The organism is Phenylobacterium ferrooxidans, assembly GCF_042714595.1.
GTDB lineage: Bacteria > Pseudomonadota > Alphaproteobacteria > Caulobacterales > Caulobacteraceae > Phenylobacterium > Phenylobacterium ferrooxidans.
Map to the genome: position 1 here is coordinate 1 of NZ_JAOTJD010000036.1, position 18,724 is coordinate 18,724.

The following is an 18,724-nucleotide window of genomic DNA, read 5'->3' on the forward strand; positions in this document are numbered from 1 at the left end:
GACTTCCACACCCCAGCCGAGGCCTTCTCCAGGGTGTTGCACTTCGAACGAGAATCCACATCCCGGCCTTCGCCGGGATGAGCGGGCTTGGGATAAGATTGCGGATGTCGCGGCTCAATGCCGCTCTAGAGCTTGCTTCGCGCCCGCGCCTCGCTATGTCGAACGCCGCATGAAGCCGCCCATTCTCGCCCTGAAGGCCGTCCGCCTCGCCGACGGACCGAAAATGCTGTTCGACGGCGTCGACCTGTCGGTGGAGCCGCGGTCGCGCGCCTGCCTGGTAGGGCGCAACGGGGCAGGCAAGACCACCCTGCTGAAGATGCTGGCCGGCCAGATCCAGCCCGACGACGGCGAGCGCGCCGTGCAGCCGGCCACGCGCATCGCCTATGTGCCGCAGGAGCCGGAGATCGTCGGCGCCACCCTGCTGGATCACTGCACCGCCGGCGGCGCGGCCGAGCACCGGGCGCAGGCGGCCCTGGCCGTCTTTGGCATCGATCCTGAGAAGTCGAGCTCGGGCCTCTCGGGCGGGGAAATCCGCCGCGTGGCCCTGGCCCGCGCCTTCGCCGAGGACCCGGACCTGCTGCTGCTGGACGAGCCCACCAACCACCTGGACATCCTGGCCATCGAGACCCTGGAACAGGAGTTATCCTCCAGCCGGGCGGCCATGGTCATCGTCAGCCACGATCGCGCCTTCCTGGAGCGCACCACCCAGCGCTGCTTCTGGCTGGAGCACCGCAAGGTGCGCCGCCTGGACAAGGGGTTCGCCGCCTTCGACGCGTGGGTGGAGCAGGTCCTGGCCGCCGAGGCCGAGGAAGGGCGCAAGATCGACAAGAAGCTGGAGCAGGAAGAGCACTGGCTGCAGCGCGGGGTCACCGGCAGGCGGGCCCGCAACGAGGGCCGCCGCCGCGCCCTGATGGACCTGCGGCAGGTGAAGGTCGAACGCCTGCGCGAGGTGCGCGGCGAGATGAACATGGGCATCGCCTCCTCCGGCCTGTCGGGCCAGCGGGTGATCGAGGCCCGCGGGATCGCCAAGGGCTTCGGCGACCGCACCCTGCTGAAGAGCTTCTCCACCCGCATCCTGCGCGGCGACCGGGTGGCCATCGTCGGCCCCAACGGGGCGGGCAAGACCACCCTGGTGAAGATGCTGCTCGGGGAAATCGCGCCGGACGAGGGCTCTGTGAAGCTGGGGGCCAATCTGGAGACCGCCTATATCGACCAGGCCCGGGCCGACCTGAAGCCCGACATGATGTTGCGCGACGTGCTGACCCCGCTGGGGGGCGACCAGGTGATGGTGCGCGGCCTGCCCAAGCACGTGAACGCCTACGCCAAAGACTTCCTGTTCACCGACGCCCAGATCCGCCAGCCGGTGCGCAGCCTGTCCGGCGGCGAGCGCAACCGTCTGCTGCTGGCCCGCGCCCTGGCCACGCCCGCCAACCTGCTGATCCTGGACGAACCCACCAACGACCTGGACATGGACACGCTGGATCTGCTCGAGGACCTGCTGGCCGACTTCGAGGGCACCCTGATCCTGGTGAGCCACGACCGAGATTTCATCGACCGGCTGGCGACCTCCACCATCGCCCTGAACGGCCGCGGCGACGTGGTGGAGACCCCGGGCGGTTGGCAGGACTTCCTGCGCCAGAACCCCGGCTATTTCGGCGCCATCGCCAGCCCGGCCCCAGCGCCGTCAGCGCCGAAAGCCGCGCCGAAGGCGCCTGAGCCGAAGAAGACCACCAAGCTGTCCTTCAAGGATCAGCACCGGCTGAAGGAGGCCGAGGGCCTGATGGCCAGCCTGCCGGCCAAGATCGCCAAGCTGGAGGCCGACATGGCCGACCCGGCGCTCTACGCCCGCGACCCCACCGGCTTCGACAAGCTGACCAAGGCTCACGCCGCCGCCCAGGCCGAACTGGTTAAGGCCGAGGAAGACTGGATGACCCTGGAAGAGATGCGCGAGGCGCTGGAGGCCGGGCGCTAGGGCCTGATTCGCCGCGACCACAGGTTAGCTGTGGATAGATCTTGGCGCTGAATCTTAAGGGAAAACGCCGCGAAATCCCCAAACCATCCACAGGTTATCCCCGGAGATCTAGCGCTCCGCTCACATAGGGGCGAGTCGCGGCGCTTGCTTCATAGAGGGTTCGGGAGGAAGGTCAAGGGGTCGAGAGGGACTGCGGCGCAGACGGACACGGAAACGGGTTCGACCAAGCGAGCAGAAGGTTCTCGGAGGATAGGAAGCGGCGCAAGCCGGGACCTTCATCTCCGCGGGACACCGGTCGGCGACGGAAACCTGCGGGTAACCCCGCGTTCGAAGTCGCAAACCGACCTTTGGGCACAGATCCCCCAACGGATCTGGATGAGAGGGCGACGCAGCGGGAAACCGCCGCGCCGCCCTCTTGCCATGGGGATTACCCTTTTTGGTGCGGCATTCTGTCCCGACTTGGCACAGCTTAAACATTTCGCCATCCGGATGGGGCATAATCCTGCGGCTTCGTAGGGATCCTCGATGCTGGCCAAGCCTTCGCGCGACCTGATTCTGACCCTCAGCCTGACCGTTACTTTCGTGGCGGCCACGTTGTTCAGTCTCGCCCTGACCAAGGGCGAGGCCGGGGTCGCCGCCATCTGGCTGTCGAACGGAATCCTGGCGGCCATGTTCCTGCTGCTGCCGTGGCGCCTGAGCCTCCCGGCCGCCGCCGTCTGTTTCCTGATCAACTGGCTGGCGGGCCTGTGGCTCGGCAATCCGCTGGGGGTCGGCCTGGTCTTCCCGATGCTGAACTTCGCCGAGGCCTTCGCGACCGCCTGGCTGGCGCGCAAGGCCTGCGGCCAGACCATGCGCCTCACCAGCCTCAAGCGGGTCGCCCAGCTGCTGCTGTTCGCTATCGTCCCGGCCACGGCGGCCAGTTCGGTGGTGGCGGCCGACGTCCTGACCCTCTTCGACCGCAGCTTCAATGTGGTGCTCAGCACCTGGTTCTACGCGCACGGCCTGGGCATGGCGATCGCCCTCCCCGCCGTCCTGCTGATCGCGCGCTCGGACACGGTGCGCGACTTTCATCGCGAGTGGCCCGAGCAGTTCGGCCTCTATTGCATGATGGCCGCCGTGTGCGTGCTGGCCTTCGCGCCTGTGCGGTTTCCGACCCCGGTGATCATCTTCCCGATGATGGCCCTGATCGCCTTCCGCCTGGGTCCGCGCGGCGCGGCGGTGGCGGCGATGATGCTGGCTTCGATCTCCTCCAGCCTGGTGCTGGGTTCGCAGGAGACCCACACCGGCGCCACCTGGACCATGCTGGAGAAGACCCGGGGCATTCAGTTCCTGATCGGGATCAACTTCTTCACCAGCCTGGCCACGGCGCTCGCCATCGCCGACCAGAAGCGCCTGAAGCGCCTGTGGGCCAGCCGCACGCGGGTGGCCCGCGCCGCCCAGGCGCGCGCGGTCGCCGCCGGCAAGGCCAAGTCGGAATTCCTGGCCACCATGAGCCACGAGATTCGCACCCCCATGAACAGCATCATCGGCTTCACTGAGGTGCTGATGAAGCGCAGCGACCTGCCCGAGGGGGCGAACCGGCAGCTGACCCTGATCGACCGGGCCGGCTCCTCCCTGCTGACCGTGGTCAACGACATCCTCGACTTCTCCAAGATGGAGGCCGGCGAAGTGGACCTGTCGCCCCGCCCCGTCGAGCCCCGCGCCGTGGCCCAGGACACCCTGGCCATCGTCGCCGAGGTGGCCCGCCGCAAGGGTCTGGACCTGCAGTTCAACACCAGCGGCGAGGTCGAGCGCGCGGTGATGATCGACGACCTGCGGGTGCGCCAGATCCTGCTGAACCTGCTGTCCAACGCCATCAAGTTCACCGAGCGGGGCCGGGTCCGCCTGGACCTGGAGGTCACGGTCGAGGGCACGATCTCCACCCTGCGCTTCGTGGTCACCGACACCGGGATCGGCATCCCCACCGAGCAGGCGACAAAGCTGTTCAAGCGCTTCAGCCAGGCGGACTCCACGGTCAGCCGCAGTCACGGCGGCACCGGCCTGGGCCTGGCCATCTGCAAGGGACTGACCGAGCTGATGGGCGGCCGCATCGGCCTGGACAGCGCCTCCGGCTACGGCTCGGTCTTCTGGTTCGAGATCGACGCCCCCCTGGCCGACGCCGAGGCTCCGCCCGCCACGGGCGGCATGCGCAAGATCGGCGAGCTGGGCGCCAAGGTGCTGCTGGTGGACGACCATCCGGTGAACCGCGAACTGGGCGCCACGGTCCTGACCCTGCTGGGCTGCGAGGTGGCGCTGGCCGAGAACGGCGAGGAGGCCGTGGCCGCCGCCCGGGACGGAACCTGCGACCTGATCCTGATGGACGTCCACATGCCCCGCATGGACGGGCTGGAAGCCACCCGCCTGATCCGTGCCCTGGGCGGCCCCTGCGCCGCCGTGCCGATCATCGCCATGAGCGCCGACGTCATGCCCGAGATGGTGGAGCGCTGCCTGAAGGCCGGCATGGTGGACGCCGTCGGCAAGCCGATCCAGATCGAAGCCCTGCATGAGGTTCTGGCCAAATGGCTGGAACACGCGCGGGAGGCGGCTGCCTGAGCGGAATTGGGGGCCATCTCGACCTTAGACCTTGAATCTAGAGCATGTCCGGGCGGCGAACCGGCACCCACTTGCGCCTGACATGCTCTAAGTTCACGCCCCCATCTTGGAAGCGGGGCCGTCACGCCCTAGGTTCCCCATGATCGAAGTTGGGGACAGATCATGCACGCCCTTCGCAGCCTTGCGCTCGCCGCCCTCGCGGTTCTCGCCGTCGCCTGCTCGCCGGCCAAGAAGGCCGAGACCGCGCCGGCCGCCGGCCAGCCCACCGTCATCAGGTTCGCCACCGACTGGCGCGCCCAGGCCGAGCACGGCGGGTTCTATCAGGCGCTGGCCACCGGGGAGTACGCCAAGCGCGGCCTGGACGTGCAGATCGTCCAGGGCGGCCCGGGCGTGAACGTGCCGCAGCTGCTGGCCTCCGGCGCGGTCCAGGCCGGCATGGGCTCCAACAGCTTCATCGCGCTCAACATGGCCCAGGAGGGCGTGCCGGTCAGGGCCGTCGCCGCCATGATGCAGAAGGACCCCCAGGTCCTGATCGCCCACCCCGACCAGGGGATCGAGAGCATCAGTGACCTGAAGGGCCACCCGATCCTGCTGTCGGACGCCTCGGTCACCGCCTTCTGGGTGTGGCTGAAGTCCAAGTACGGGTTCAGCGACGACCAGATCCGCAAGTACACCTTCAACTCCGCCCCCTTCCTGGCCGACAAGCGCGTGGCCCAGCAGGGCTACGTCACCAGCGAGCCCTACACCCTGGAGAAGGAGGCCAAGCTGAAGGCCAAGGTCTTCCTGCTGGCCGACGACGGCTATCCCAGCTACGCCACCATGATCCTGGTTCCCCAGAGCCTGATCGATCAGAACCCAGCCGCGGTGAAGGCCTTCGTGGAGGCCTCGGCCAAGGGTTGGAACGACTATCTCAACGGCGACGCGGCGCCCGCCGACGCCCTGATCCGCAACGACAATCCGGAGATGGCGCAGGACGTGCTGGACCAGGCGCGGGCGAAGATGAAGTCCTATGGCATCGTCGACGGCGGCGACGCCAAGACAGCCGGCATCGGCACGATGAGCGACGCCCGCTGGGCCGAATTCTTCAGGATGGCCACCGAACAGGGCGTCTATCCCAAGACCCTCGACTACAAGAAGGCCTACACCCTGCAGTTCGTGGCCCCGGCCGCGAAGTAGCGTGCCGCCGCCCGTCGTCGCCCTTGAGGCCGTGGAGGTCGACTACGCCAAGCGCGGCCGCGCGCTGGGCCCCTTCAGCCTGAGCATCGCGGCGGGAGAGATCGTCGCCCTGGTGGGTCCGTCCGGCTGCGGCAAGTCCACGGCCCTGAGACTGCTGGCGGGCCTGGAACAGCCGACCCGGGGAACGGTCACCCGCACCGCCGGGCGCGGCGAGACCTCGGTGGTGTTCCAGGCGCCGACCCTGGCGCCCTGGATGACGGCGCAGGCCAATGTCGCCCTGCCCCTGGAACTGGCGGGCGTGCCGAAGAAGGCCGCTCGTGAGCGCGCCGCCCAGGCCCTGGCCCGGGTCGGCCTGGCGGGCGCCGAGCAGGCCCGCCCGGCCCAGCTCTCCGGCGGCATGGCCATGCGCGCCTCGCTCGCGCGCGCCCTGGTGACCGAGCCGCGCCTGCTGCTGCTGGACGAACCCTTCGCCGCCCTGGACGAAATCACCCGGCGGTCCCTAGCCGACGACGTGCTGAAGCTGTGGCGCGAGACAGGGCCCGCCATCGTCTTCGTCACCCACAACGTCGAGGAAGCCGCCTATATGGCCGCGCGCGTGGCGGTGCTGACCCGGGGGCCCGGCCGCATCGCCGGCGAGGTGAGCGTGCCCGGCCACCTACCCCGCCTGATCGGCTTCCGCGCCACGCCGGAGTTCCGCGAAGCCGCGGAGGCGGTGTCGGACCTGCTGCTCAAGGGCTCGGAGAAGTCGGCGTGAACCGCGTCCTCGACGTCCTGGCGCCGTTCGCTCTCATCGGTCTGCTGCTGGCCGGGTGGGAGATCGCCTGCCGGGTCACCGGCGTGCCGGCCTATTTCCTGCCCGCGCCCTCCGACGTCGCCGTGGCCCTGGCCACAGACACCGCCAGCCTGATGCAGGCGGCCTGGAACACCCTGTCGGTGGCGCTGATCTCGCTGATGATCGCCAGTATCCTGGCCCAGGCGATCGCCTTGCTGGTGGGCCTGAGCCCGCTCATCGACCGCGCGGTGCGGCCATTGGCCTCGGTTCTCCAGGTGACGCCGGTGGTGGCCATCGCGCCCCTGGTGCTGATCTGGGCGGGCATTGATCACCCCGAACGCGCCATCGTGGCCCTGGCCGTGCTGGTGGCGTTCTTCCCGATCTTCTCCGGCGCGGTCACGGGGCTGAAGGCCGCCGATCCCGACCTGGAGCGGCTGTTTGATCTCTATGGCGCGAGCCGCCTGCAGCGCGTCCTGCGCCTGCGCCTGCCGTCGGCCGTCCCATTTCTGCTGGAAGGTCATAAGGTTGGCGCGGGCCTGGCGGTGATCGGGGCGGTGGTGGCCGAGTTCGGCGCGGGGTCAGGCGGGGTGCGCGGCCTGGCCTGGCGCATCCTCGACGCCGGCAACAAATTGCAGACCGCGCGCATGATCGCCGCCCTGGTGGTGCTGGGTCTGATGGGGGTGGTACTGCACGCCCTGCTGGAGCGCGCCGAGCGCACGGGCCTGGCCTGGTGGCGTGGCCGTTAAAGACGCCCGTTAGCTCAGGGTTAAGCGACCGCGGCTAGCGTTGTCGCATGATGAACCTCGGCCACGCTATCGCCGCCGTCGTCCGTGCGATCACGCCCGGCTCCCAGGAGGATGACCGGGACCGGTCCTATGAGCGTCCGGCCTATGAGCAGCGGGCCCCCGCGCCCACCGGCCCGATGCTGGGATGGTCCAACAAGCGCGCCTATCCGACCACCGGCGGCCAGCCCGGGATGATGCAGCGCCCCGAGCCCATGGCCCTGGCCGGTCAGTTCACGCGCGGACGTCAGGCGGCGCCCCAGGATCGCGACCTGCCCCCGCCCCCCGGCGAGAGCAACCGCGTGACCTATGAGCCGCCAGCCTACACCCCCTTCGTCCCCCAGACCCCCTATCAGGCCCCGCGCCCGAGCGCGCCGGCGCCTTCCGTGGACCAACAGACCTCGTCCTCGCCGCCGATCTATGCGCCGCCGCCCTCCAGCCTCTATGGCGGCCCGCCGCCCCTGCCCGAGCAGGCCGCGGTCGCCGCCAGCCAGAAGGTGGTCGACGCCTCGGCGACGGCCCGCCACGTGGGCGGCTCTTCAAAGCTCTATTCCATGCACCGGGCCTATGGCCTGGAGCCTGACGTGATCCCCGCCGTCGAAGGCGGCGACCGCTACGTCTTCATCGGCCCCCCCGATGCGCCCGCCCCCAAGAAGACCGACGACGGCGACGACGACAGTTCCGACAAGGCCGGCGACGGTCGCCCGTTCTGAGACCCTGATGACGCGCACAAAGCTTCACGACCTGATCGAACTGGCCCAGGAGCCCTCCAGCTCCCGGCGGCGAGAATTGCTGCGCGGCGTCACCGACCTGTTCTTCACCACCGACGAGCCCCGCGCGCCTGGCGAACTGTCCCTGTTCGACGACGTCCTGACCCAGCTCGCGGGCGAGATGGAGGAAGCTGTCCGCGTGGAGCTGGCCCAGCGCATGTCGGGCGTCAATCCGGCGCCGGCCGGCCTGATCCGCAGCCTGGCCCGTGACCCCTCCATCGAGGTGGCCCGTCCCCTGCTGGAGGGCTCCACGGCGCTGACCGAGGACGACCTGCTGTCGGTGGCCCGCACGCGGGGCCAGGATCACCTGCGCGCCATCAGCCAGCGGCCCGTTGTTTCGGAAGCTGTCTCCGAGGCCATCGTGGAACGTGGCGACGACGAGACCCTGGGAACCCTGCTGGCCAACCAGGGCGCAGAGATGTCGCGCGAGACCCACGAGATGGTTGTGGACCGCGCCGCCGAGAACCCGGCCCTGCACGCCGCTGTCGTCGCCCGCAAGTCGATGCCCGCCGACCTCCTGAACGAGATGTATTTCGTGGTGGAGGCCCGCCTGCGCGACCAGATCCTGGAGCGCAACCGCGAGATCGATCCCGACGAGCTGGACGCGGCCCTCGCCGCCGGCCGCAAGACGCTGGCCGCCCGCGACGGCGCCCTGCCCGCCGACTATGTGGAGGCCGAGAAGGCCGTGCGCATCCTGCGCCTGCGTGGGGCCATCACCCCGCCGGTGCTGGCGGGCTTCCTGCGCAACCGCGAGACCACCAAGTTCCTGGTGGCGCTCTGCGAACTGGCCGACATCGATTTCCACACCGCCCGGCGAATCCTGGAGCGCCGCGAACTGGACGCGCTCTCCATCGTCTGCAAGGCGGCGGGCTTCGACCGCTCGCTGTACCTCACCTTCGCCGTCCTGATCCTGGACCGCGACTCCAACGCCATGGGCCGGGCTCGCGAATATGGCGAACTCTACGAGAACCTGCCCCGGGAGGCCGCCCAGCGGACCATCCGCTTCTGGCGCATGCGCCGCCAGACCGGCGACGTCGCCGCCGCCTGACCCTGACGCCCTAGTAGGCCGCGCGCGGGCTGGTGTGGGTCAGACGGTCCAGGGCATCCGACGCGATGACGCTCAGTGAGCGCAGCCCCTGCTCGGCGAAGACGTCGAGGGCCGCGTTCAGGGCGTGGGCGGCGGCGGCCCGTTCGCCCCGGTCGCGGCCGGTGATGTCCAGGCGCGCCTCATAGAGCCTGGCCAGGTTCACCTGCAGCAGGGCCCAGGCGGTGGGATCGCGGCCCGGCGACATGGTGGTGAGCTCGATGCGGAAGGCGGTCTCGGCGGCGTCCAGCACATTGAGGTCGCCGGTCAGTTCGGCTGAACGGGCCAGGCACAGCGCGCGGTTGGAGGCGCTGACGGCGCTCAGGGCGAGGGCCGGAATCTCCTTCAGCACCATGGCGGCGCGGTCGTAGCAAGTGACGGCCTGTTCGTAGGCCCGCTCGCTGGCGCCGGCCTCGCCGAGCGCCTGGAGGCTTTCGGCCAGGGCGGTCTGGACGCGGGCCCAGTCCATGGGGCTGTGGTCGCGGTTGAGTTCGCCCAGCACGTCGGCCAGGGCGTTGACCGCCTCGGCCACGCTCTCGATCTGACCGGCGGCGTCGCCCAGCAAGGCCAGAGCCTGGCCGCGCAGGGCCGCGGCGCGGGCCCAGCTCAAGGGTTCGAAGGCGGCGTCCAGGCCGTCGACGGCGGTCTCGGCGTCGTCCAGGGCCTGTTGCAGCAGGTCGCGGTCCTTCAGGCGCGCGCCCCAACCCAGCAGCAGGTCGGCGCGGACCAGGCGGGCCTCGACGGCCAGCAGGCGGGCGGCGCGGCAGCGCTTGGTGAGGACCTGGAGGCCCTGAATAGGAATGGTGAAACGGGCGGCCACGACACGGGCGGCCTGGGCGTCGCCGGCGGCCATCCTGGAGCGGCCCTCAAGGGCGGCGATGCCGACATCGGCCAGCGGCAGGGCGAGACCGCCCCGGGCGGCGGCGCGGGCTTCGCGGAAGGCGAGATCGGCGGCGGCGTTGAGGCCGTCGTCGCCGAACAGTTCGGCGCCCAGCATGGCGCAGAAGGCCTGTTCGCAGCGGGCGCGCGCCCAGCCGTCGGGACGGCGATTGCGGTCGAAGAGATCGGCGGCGGTCTCGGCGGTGGCGGCGGCCTTGCGCAGGGCGACCGCGTCGCCGGAGCGACGGGCGACCTCGCGCCAGACGATGGCGGCCTCCAGGCGGCGCTGGGCGCGGTCGGTGGCGCCGACACGGCCGGCGGCGACATCGGCGGCCTTGGCCTCGGTCTTCAGCAGTTCCAGGTCCAGCAATTCCAGCAGCGAGGAGTCGCCGCCGGTCAGGCCGTCCCGCGGGGTGTTCAGGCCTTCAGCGCCGAACAAGCGCTTAAGTTCACGACCGAACTCGAACATGACGCGGCTCCGATCACCCTAGCGTCTCAACACGGGACGCCTGTCTTGGGTTCAGACCGGGAGGAGCAAAGCCGGGTCCGAGATCGTAAACAAGTGGTTAATCAGTGCGTTATGGTTAACGGAGTACGAATTTTCGCGTTTTGGGCGAATTGCGGCGCTAGGCGAAGATCGACGCCTCGCCGGCCTCGTCCAGGACACGCCACTCGCCGGCCGCCAGGTCCGCGGGCAATTCCAGGCCGCCTATGCGGTCGCGGTGCAGGGCGTTTACGTGGTTGCCGACGGCGGCGAACATGCGGCGGACCTGATGGTAGCGGCCCTCGGTGATGGTGAGCGCGGCTTGCGTGGGCGAGATCACCCGCAGCTCGGCGGGCGCCAGGGGCGTCTCCTCGCTGTCGAGCATCAGGTCGCCGGCGGCGAAGATCGTCCCCTCCTCCCCGCTCAGGGGCCGGTCGAGGGTGGCCAGGTAGCGCTTGGCCACGTGGGCGCGGGGCGAGATCACCCGGTGCAGCAGATCCCCGTCGTCGGTGATCAGCAGCAGGCCCGAGGTGTCCTTGTCCAGGCGCCCGATGGTAGAGAGCCCCGGCATGCGGGCGCGCCAGCGGGTGGGCAGCAGTTCATAGACGCTGCGGCCAGCCTCGCGATGGGAACAGACCACGCCGAGCGGCTTGTGCATGATCAGGGTGAGCGGCGCGGGGGGATCGACCGCGACGCCGGAGATGGTCATGCGCGCCGGCAGCTCGCGGACGATAGGGACCTTGGCGCCGGCGTCTTTCAGGGTCACGCCGTCCAGCACCACCCCGCCGGCCCGGACGAGCGCATTGACCTCGCGCCGGGAGCCGTAGCCGAGATTGGCCAGCAGGCGATCGAGCCGGGCCATCGGGGCCTTGCTCACTTCCGGGCCTCGTAGATCTTGTAGCCGCCCGCCTCGGCCCGCAGCTCCACCTTGGAGAAGGCGGCCGCCAGGGGCCGTTCATAGGGCAGGTGGCGGTTGGCGGTGAGCCAGCAGGACCCGCCCTTGCGCAGGGCCTTGGCCGCGGTCTCGATGAAGGCCACGCCCAGGGCCCGGTCTTCCGCCCCGCCGTCATGGAAGGGCGGGTTCATCACCACGAAGTCCAGATCGGTCAGACCGGCCTGACGCACGTCGGCCCAGAGGATGGTGGCCCGGGGGTCGGTGACGTTCCTGGTGGCGGCCTCGACGGCGCGACGATCGACGTCCACCAGGACCAGGCTCTTGACGTCCGGGCTGGCGAGGACCGTGAGGGCCAGGATGCCGATTCCGGCGCCGAAGTCGGCGCCCCTGCCCTTCAGCGGCGGAAGGCTGGCGAGCAACAGGGCGCTGCCTGGATCGACCCGATCCCAGCTGAAGACACCGGGCTGGCTCCAGAGTTGGCCCATCTGCTGGGGCGCGCCCTTGGCCAGGACCGCGTCGAGACCGGCGACGGTCTCCGGCCGCTCGACCGTGCAGATGCGGTTGTGCTTGCGGGACTCCTCGAAGACCTCGCAGCCGAAGGCCTCGAGACTCTTCTTCAGGCGCGAACCGCCCTTGTCCTTCGCCGCGAAGGCGGTCAGCCGCCCGCCGGGCTTGAGGACGCGCAGGGCCTGGGCCAGGACGTAGTCACGCTCGGCCGTGCCGGGCGGGGCGGAGACCACCGCCTCGTCCAGGCTGGCCTCGGCCAGGCTTTCCAGGGCCATGGAGCCCGGCAGGATGGGGGAAACCTGGAGCGCGCCGGTCGGCACATCGACCAGGTTGTGGGGCGGGGTCCCGTAGACGATCGCGGCGGCCACGGCCCTAGCCCCGCTCCCGGGTGCGGTGGAAGGCCACCGTCGGATAGCGCTCGACCACATAGCCCAGCTCCCAGGCCGACTTGGCCAGGAACACCGGTTGTTCGTCGATGTCGGTGGCCATGGCGGTCTTGTGCTTGGCGGTGAAGTCCTCGATCTCGGCCTTGGTCCCCGTGACCCAACGGGCCTCGGCGAAGGGGCTGGCCTCGAACTGGACGTCCAGCTGGTATTCGTTGGCCAGGCGGTCGGCCATGACCTCGAACTGCAGCTGGCCCACGGCGCCGACGATGAAGTCCGCGCCGAACTGGGGCCGGAACAGCTGGGTCACCCCCTCCTCGGCCAGGCCTTCCAGGGCCTTCTTCAGGTGCTTGGCCTTCAGGGGGTCCTTCACGCGCACCCGCTGCAGGATTTCCGGGGCGAAGTTGGGCAGGCCCGCGAAGCGGATGGTCCCGGTCTCCGACAGGCTGTCGCCCACCCGCAGGACCCCGTGGTTGGGGATGCCGATGACGTCGCCGGCGAAGGCCTCCTCGGCCAGTTCACGGTCCGAGGCGAAGAACATGATCGGCGCGTTGACCGACAGCTGGCGGCCAGTGTTCTGCACCTTCAGCTTCATGCCGCGGGCGAACTTGCCCGAGCACAGGCGCAGGAAGGCGATGCGGTCGCGGTGGTTGGGGTCCATGTTGGCCTGGACCTTGAAGACAAAGCCGGTGACTTCAGGGTCGCCCGGGACGATGTGGGTGGCGGCGCCGCCCTTGGCCGCGGCCACCGCCTTGGGCGGCGGGGCGTAGGCGCCGAGGCCGGCCAGCAGCTGGTCGATGCCGAAGTGGCGCAGGGCCGAGCCGAAGAACACCGGGGTCATGTGGCCCTCGAGGAAGGCCTGCGGGTCGAAGGGCTTGGAGGCCTCTCCCACCAGCATGGCGGTCTCTTCCAGCTCGGCGCGCTCATCGGGGTTGAGATAGCTGGACACCGCATTGCCGGCGAAGCCGATGGCGGCGGGGTGGCCCTCGTCCTTGTTGTCGGCGGTCTTCTTGGCGAAGGGCAGGAACTGCTGGTTGCGCAGGTCCAGCATGCCCTTGAACCGCCCGCCCGAACCGGCCGGCCAGTACAGCGGCGCCGGATCGAGGGCGAGCTTGGACGCGATCTCGTCGAGCAGCTCGATGGGATCCTGGGCCTCGCGGTCCATCTTGTTGATGAAGGTGACGATGGGGATATCGCGCAGGCGGCAGACCTCGAACAGCTTCAGGGTCTGGGGCTCGATCCCCTTGGCGGCGTCCAGCACCATGACCGCGGCGTCGGCGGCCGTCAGTGTCCGGTAGGTGTCTTCCGAGAAGTCCTCGTGGCCCGGGGTGTCCAGCAGGTTGAACATCAGGCCGTCGTGGTCGAAGGTCATGACGCTGGCCGAGACGGAGATGCCGCGCTCGCGCTCGATCTTCATCCAGTCGGACCGAGTCCGTCGGTTCTCGCCACGGGCCCGCACCGCGCCGGCCGCGCGGATCGCGCCGCCCGCCAGCAGCAAGTTCTCGGTCAGGGTCGTCTTGCCGGCGTCCGGGTGGGAGATGATGGCGAAGGTGCGCCGGCGCGCGGCCTCGGCGGCGGGAGAATTGCTCATGGGCGGGGACTAGCGCAGCAAGCGCCGCGAAGCTAGCCGATCGCGGCGATCACCTCGGCCGGCGCGGCCTCCGGCTGCAACTGTTCCATGGTGCACTGGGCCGGCGCCTTGTCGGGCCGCCAGCGCAGCAGGCGGGTCCCGTGGCGGAATCGGGTGCCGGTGACCTGGTCGTAGCGGACCTCCACCACCAGCTCGGGTCGCAGCGGCGACCACTGCGCGCTGCGGTCGGTGGTCCAGCGGCTGGGGCCGCCCGGCGCCTTGCCGGTGAAGCCTGGGGGTCCGGCCAGGGCCTCGAGCCTCCGGGTCAGGTTGGGCCGCTCAGCGTCGCTGATCATCGAGGTAAAGCCGACGTGGTTCAGCAGGCCGGCGTCGTCATAGAGGCCCAACAGCAATGACGCGACGAATTCGGAGTCCTTCTCATAGCGGAAGCCGCCGACCACGCAGTCGGCGCTGCGCAGCTGTTTGACCTTCAGCATGGCGCGCTCGCCGGGTTGGTAGGCCTCGTCCAGACGCTTGGCGACGACGCCGTCGAGGGCGCCGCCGGATTGGGCCAGCCAGTCCTCCGCGGCCTTGCGGTCCTCCGTCCCCGGAGAGAGACTGATGGCGTCGGCGCCCTTGAAGCGGAGGGCGATGGTCTTGAGCGCCATGCGCCGCGCGCTGAGCGGTTGGCCGACCAGGGATTTACCGTCCTCGCCCGCCAGGCAGTCGAAGACGATGAACTGGGCGGGCGTCTCGCGGCTGAGCTTCTCCACCCGGCTGGCGGCGGGGTGCAGGCGGGCCTGCAGGGCGTCGAAGGAGAGCTTGCCGTCCACCGAGATGGTGAGTTCGCCATCCAGCACGAAACACGTGATCGGCAGCTCGGCCAGGGCCGCCGCCATTTCGGGGAAGTACCGGGTCAGGGGCTTACCGGACTTGGACTGCAGCTGGACGTCGCTTCCGTCCTTGAAGGCCAGGCAGCGGAAGCCGTCCCATTTGGGCTCGAATCGCCAGCCCGGCTCGTCAGGCAGGGCGGCCACCAGCTTGGCCTCCATGGGCCGCAGGTCGAGGGGGACTTTGAGGGTCACGCAAGGCTCCGATCGGAAGACTCCGCAAACCGCTCGGCCGCCGAGTCGTTCCGGCTACGCCGCCAGCCGCTTCCAGACCTGCCTGTCGGTCCAGATCTTGTCCATCTCGCCCGCGTCCTGGCGCTTGGCCAGACGGGCCATGATCTCGAAGTCGACATTGACGTAGCGCATCGTCACCTCTTCGGGGTTGCAGCCGAAATGGGGCGCGACGAACAGCGCCGCGTTGATGGCCGGGGCCTTGGCCATGATCAGCAGACCCAGGCGCTTGGCCCGCTCGGGCCGGCGGTGATGCAACAGAGGGCTCTCGGCGTAGAGTTCCTGCCCGAGCCGGCTGACCGCGTTGAAGGGCAGGTCACGAAACCGCCGGTTCGTGATCTTCGGCGTCATCTTCAGGCCGTTGAGGTTCAGAACCACGTCGTTCATCAGGAAAAGCATGGGCGACTACGCGATGGGCTGGGCTTGGGGGAGCACAGCGCCAATGTCGCATGGCTGACTTTAGGGCCTGTGCACAAAGGCGGTGAATCGCGGGTTCACCCTGCCTCAGGCGTCCTCTACCGGCTCGGTCAGGAAATGGCGGCCCTTCTTGTCCTCAATGTCCACAACCCAGAGATCGGGGTCGATCCGCAGGGACTTCTGGATATAGCGGTCGAGGTCAGTCTCGTTGTCGAACAAGGCGGGCCGCATCCAGATGCGCTCGCCATCACCGCGGGTGGCCTCGGAATAGAGCCGGGTGGTCTTGTCATCCAGGTTCAGCACCTTGACCAGCACGCTGCCGGCCCGAGCGTCACCCTTGCGCGCCACGATGCCGAAACCACCCGCCAGTTCGGCGCGGCGGATCAGGGCGGCCACCCAGATGTCCGTGGACAGCATCATGTCGCAGCAAGGTCTCTCGTAACGGACCGGAAAGGGCGAGCGTCTAGGGTGGGCTCAACGTCCCGACCATAAGGGACAATGAGAGAGCATGACGAGCCCAACGCACAACAAAGTGCGGCGCCCGGCGTGTTGGTGGATGGGGACTGCCCTGGCCGTGGCGCTCAGCGCCGCGCCCGGACTGGCGAGCGCGAGCAGCGTCGACCTCTTCTACGAGCGCACGGTGATGACCGCGGCCGACGCGCGATGCGGCCTGTTCTCAGGGCCCGTGGGCTCGGCCCTGGCGGCCGCCCAGGCCCAGGCCCGCGGCGCGGCCCTGCGCGCCGGGACCGACCGTGCGACCCTCAACGCCGTGGAACGCCGCGCGGCGCAGAAGGCCAGCGCCGTGCCCTGCGACTCCGCCGACATCGACTCGGCCGCCAGCCGGGTGCGCACCGCCTTCGAGGGGTACGCCAAACTCATCAAGATGGACTATCCGGGCGATGTCTCGGCCTGGCGCGCCGACCGCAGCTCTTCGTCCACCGGCGCACGGTGGCGCCTCATCCAGGACGGCGCCTTCGATGGGGGCCGCATGGCTTTCGGCCTGGCCGGCCGGGCCGGCGCCAACCGGCTGATGGCGGTCGCCACCTTCACCGACGGCGCCGAGCCCTACGCCGCGCGTCTGGTCCTGCGCGATGCGGCGCTGACACTGGGCCCCTATCTCGACACCCGGGGCGAGCCCCTCGACCGCCTTCCCCTGACTCGCCGCCTGCCGCCACCCGCCGCCCAGACCGCCTATCCGGCGGAGGCGCGCAGCCGGGCTGGCCTCGATCTGCTGCCGAAAGACGTGAAGAACGGCTGGGCCTTCCGCTTTCCGGCGGAGGCCGCACGCACGTTGTCGGGCCTCGATCCGCGCGAGGCGGTTATGGTGGAGTTCCTGTTCGCGGGGGACGCCGCGCGCCGAGCCTATGTCGAGGTCGGTGACTTCGCGGCCGGGCGGGCGTTTTTGCAGACAGCCAGCCGCTAGGTCCCACCTTTCCCGCCCCGCCTACGGGGAAGGGGGACCGCCTAGGTCGCGGTCTCTTCAGGCTGGGGCGCAGGCTCGATCTCGGCAAGCTCCATCACCGGCAGGCGCACCGTCACCGTGGCGCCCTCCCCCAGCTGGCTTTCGATGGCCATGTCGCCGCCGTGCAGTTCGGCGAAGGCGCGGACCAGGGAGAGGCCCAGCCCCGTCCCCGCCGCGCGTTGGTCGGCGCCGCCCGCCTGTTCGAAGGGCCTGCCCAGGCGCTGCAGGTCGGCCGCGCTGATGCCCACGCCGCTGTCGGCGACGATGAGCTCCAGCATGGGGCCCTCCGCGTGGGCGGTCACCGTCACCGTCCCGCCCCTGGGGGTGAACTTGAGCGCGTTGGAAATCAGGTTCAGGGCGATTTGCTTCATGGCCCGGCGGTCGGCGTTGACCTCCAGCGGCTCCTTGGGCATCAGGCCCCGCAGGCTGACGCCCGCGCGGTCGGCCTGGCCTCGCATCAGGCGCATGACGGCGGAGATGGCGTCGCGGGCGTCGAATTCCTCGCGATAGAGCTCGAACCGCTCGGCCTCGATCTTGGACATGTCCAGGACGTCGTTGATGAGCTCCAGCAGGTGCTCGCCGGACTCGTGGATCAGGGCCGAGTACTCGCCGTACTTCTCGGGCATCGGCCCGAACAGCGACTGCCGCATGATATCCGAGAAGCCCATGATGGCGTTCAGGGGCGTGCGCAGCTCGTGGCTCATATTGGCCAGAAAGCGCGACTTGCCGGCATTGGCCGTCTCGGCGTCGATGCGGGCCTGATCGAGGGCCTGTTCGCGCGCGCGCTGAGCGCCGGCGTCGCGGATCGAACCGGTCAGCCGCTGCGGGTTCACCCGCCGCAGGGAAAGTTCGTGCCAGAGGGCCGGCGCGCCGGCCGGCGCGAACCCGACCTCCGAACGCCCCTCCAGGATCGCCTCGCGCAAGGCCGCCTCCAGGCGGGGACGGTCGGCGGGGGTGGCGAGCTGCGCCAGGGGGCGGCCCGCCAGAACCTGGCCCTTCAGGCCGCGCGGCGCGTTCCCCCACGCGGTGACCAGCTTGCCGCCGGGCTGGACGATCACCAGCAGATGCGGCTGATCGCCCAGCGCCTCCCGCAGGCGGACCTCCATGAGGGCGCGGCGGCGTGTGTCCAGGATCACCCGCCGCTGCAGGACGATAAGCGCCAGGCCAAGCCCCACCGAGGTGGTGATGATCGCCACCGCTCCCAGGCCCGAGGCGAGGTCATGGGCCGGCGCGGGCGGCAGGCTGAGGGTCAGGCCGGCCAGCAGGGAGACACAGATCGCCGCCAGGCTGATCGCCGCCCCCATGGCCAGGCGATCAATCCGCCCCATGGCGGCGGCGGCGGCCAGAGGCGCCAGGTGCCATACGGCCAGGGGACCGGCGACGCCGCCGGTGAGCAGGGCGGCCAGGACGCCCCCCGCGCCCCAGTTGAACAGGATCAGGCTGTGGGCAGCCACGTGCCGTGACCGGGCGAGCACGAGGCCGGCCAGGGCGGGCGCAGCGCCCAGCGCCAGGGCGCTCATGGCCGAGGCGGTCTGGAGGATCGGGGCGAACAGCATGACGCCTACCCCGAGACCCAGCACGGCGAGCCAGGTCGCGTGCCACCATATGAGCTCCTGCGGCGGTTGTCCGCCGGGGGTCCCCATGGGTCGGGTGGACACGTTCTCGACCACGTCTAGTCTCGGGACCTCCGCCCATCGGCGCACACACGGCGCCAGTGCGGAACATTACGCTGGCAGGTGAGTCCCTGCGAGGCTCCTCGCGTCCTGGGGGATGAAGTCCAAGCCCATGATCTTTCAGGAAGAAACGAAATCGTAAGCGCCTGCGCCCCACATTGGGGACCACCAGTCAAAGGCGCGAA

16 protein-coding genes are annotated in these 18,724 nt (G+C 69.8%); 8 read left to right on the forward strand and 8 right to left on the reverse strand.

Annotated elements, in window-relative coordinates; all coding sequences use genetic code 11:
• Positions 1 to 169 precede the first annotated feature (169 nt).
• The 7 genes from OCL97_RS16695 (at position 170) to OCL97_RS16725 (ending at position 9,112) form a co-directional block, all read left to right on the forward strand.
• Positions 170 to 1,972 carry an ABC-F family ATP-binding cassette domain-containing protein gene (locus OCL97_RS16695; RefSeq protein ID WP_377370986.1) on the forward strand — a complete coding sequence of 601 codons (1,803 nt, stop codon included), beginning with the start codon at positions 170 to 172 and terminating at the stop codon, positions 1,970 to 1,972.
• 525 nt (positions 1,973 to 2,497) lie between these two features.
• Complete coding sequence (locus OCL97_RS16700; protein WP_377370987.1) at positions 2,498 to 4,564, forward strand: hybrid sensor histidine kinase/response regulator; 2,067 nt, start codon at positions 2,498 to 2,500, stop codon at positions 4,562 to 4,564.
• A 162-nt stretch (positions 4,565 to 4,726) separates the two neighbouring features.
• Positions 4,727 to 5,740 (forward strand): ABC transporter substrate-binding protein, encoded by a 1,014-nt coding sequence (locus tag OCL97_RS16705; protein ID WP_377370988.1) that lies wholly within the window; start codon positions 4,727 to 4,729, stop codon positions 5,738 to 5,740.
• A 1-nt stretch (position 5,741) separates the two neighbouring features.
• Positions 5,742 to 6,494 (forward strand): ABC transporter ATP-binding protein, encoded by a 753-nt coding sequence (locus tag OCL97_RS16710; RefSeq protein ID WP_377370989.1) that lies wholly within the window; start codon positions 5,742 to 5,744, stop codon positions 6,492 to 6,494.
• Entirely contained in the window at positions 6,491 to 7,258 is a 768-nt protein-coding gene (locus tag OCL97_RS16715) for an ABC transporter permease (protein ID WP_304779078.1), read from the forward strand. Before OCL97_RS16710 ends, OCL97_RS16715 begins: the two co-directional genes overlap by 4 nt.
• A gap of 47 nt (positions 7,259 to 7,305) precedes the next feature.
• Positions 7,306 to 8,007 carry a hypothetical protein gene (locus tag OCL97_RS16720; RefSeq protein WP_377370990.1) on the forward strand — a complete coding sequence of 234 codons (702 nt, stop codon included), beginning with the start codon at positions 7,306 to 7,308 and terminating at the stop codon, positions 8,005 to 8,007.
• A gap of 7 nt (positions 8,008 to 8,014) precedes the next feature.
• The gene (locus tag OCL97_RS16725) at positions 8,015 to 9,112 is read left to right on the forward strand and encodes a DUF2336 domain-containing protein (RefSeq protein WP_377370991.1); all 1,098 of its coding nucleotides are present in this window, start codon (positions 8,015 to 8,017) and stop codon (positions 9,110 to 9,112) included.
• Between the two features lie 10 nt (positions 9,113 to 9,122).
• Here the strand turns inward: OCL97_RS16725 and OCL97_RS16730 are convergent, their stop codons facing one another.
• The 7 genes from OCL97_RS16730 to OCL97_RS16760 all read right to left on the reverse strand — a co-directional run bounded on the left by OCL97_RS16730 (position 9,123) and on the right by OCL97_RS16760 (position 15,824).
• Positions 9,123 to 10,496, reverse strand: coding sequence for a hypothetical protein (locus OCL97_RS16730; protein ID WP_377370992.1), 1,374 nt, complete (start codon positions 10,494 to 10,496; stop codon positions 9,123 to 9,125).
• 157 nt (positions 10,497 to 10,653) lie between these two features.
• Positions 10,654 to 11,388, reverse strand: coding sequence for a pseudouridine synthase (locus OCL97_RS16735; protein ID WP_377370993.1), 735 nt, complete (start codon positions 11,386 to 11,388; stop codon positions 10,654 to 10,656).
• A complete protein-coding gene (locus tag OCL97_RS16740; RefSeq protein WP_377370994.1) occupies positions 11,385 to 12,281 on the reverse strand; it encodes a class I SAM-dependent methyltransferase in 897 nt (298 codons plus the stop codon). The genes OCL97_RS16735 and OCL97_RS16740 overlap by 4 nt, the downstream gene beginning before the upstream one ends.
• A 4-nt stretch (positions 12,282 to 12,285) precedes the next feature.
• Positions 12,286 to 13,887, reverse strand: a complete 1,602-nt coding sequence (locus OCL97_RS16745) for a peptide chain release factor 3 (protein ID WP_377370995.1) — start codon at positions 13,885 to 13,887, stop codon at positions 12,286 to 12,288.
• Between the two features lie 32 nt (positions 13,888 to 13,919).
• Positions 13,920 to 14,951 (reverse strand): ATP-dependent DNA ligase, encoded by a 1,032-nt coding sequence (locus tag OCL97_RS16750; RefSeq protein WP_377370996.1) that lies wholly within the window; start codon positions 14,949 to 14,951, stop codon positions 13,920 to 13,922.
• 54 nt (positions 14,952 to 15,005) lie between these two features.
• On the reverse strand, positions 15,006 to 15,386 hold the full coding sequence (locus OCL97_RS16755) for a hypothetical protein (RefSeq protein ID WP_377370997.1): 381 nt from the start codon (positions 15,384 to 15,386) through the stop codon (positions 15,006 to 15,008).
• 105 nt (positions 15,387 to 15,491) lie between these two features.
• Positions 15,492 to 15,824, reverse strand: a complete 333-nt coding sequence (locus OCL97_RS16760) for a DUF1491 family protein (protein ID WP_304779104.1) — start codon at positions 15,822 to 15,824, stop codon at positions 15,492 to 15,494.
• Between the two features lie 136 nt (positions 15,825 to 15,960).
• Here OCL97_RS16760 and OCL97_RS16765 point away from each other — a divergent pair, with 136 nt between their 5' ends.
• Positions 15,961 to 16,827, forward strand: coding sequence for a hypothetical protein (locus OCL97_RS16765; protein ID WP_377370998.1), 867 nt, complete (start codon positions 15,961 to 15,963; stop codon positions 16,825 to 16,827).
• Positions 16,828 to 16,868: 41 nt separating this feature from the next.
• Here OCL97_RS16765 and OCL97_RS16770 read toward each other — a convergent pair whose 3' ends face one another.
• Positions 16,869 to 18,536, reverse strand: coding sequence for a sensor histidine kinase (locus OCL97_RS16770; protein ID WP_377370999.1), 1,668 nt, complete (start codon positions 18,534 to 18,536; stop codon positions 16,869 to 16,871).
• Between the last annotated feature and the right edge of the window lie 188 nt (positions 18,537 to 18,724).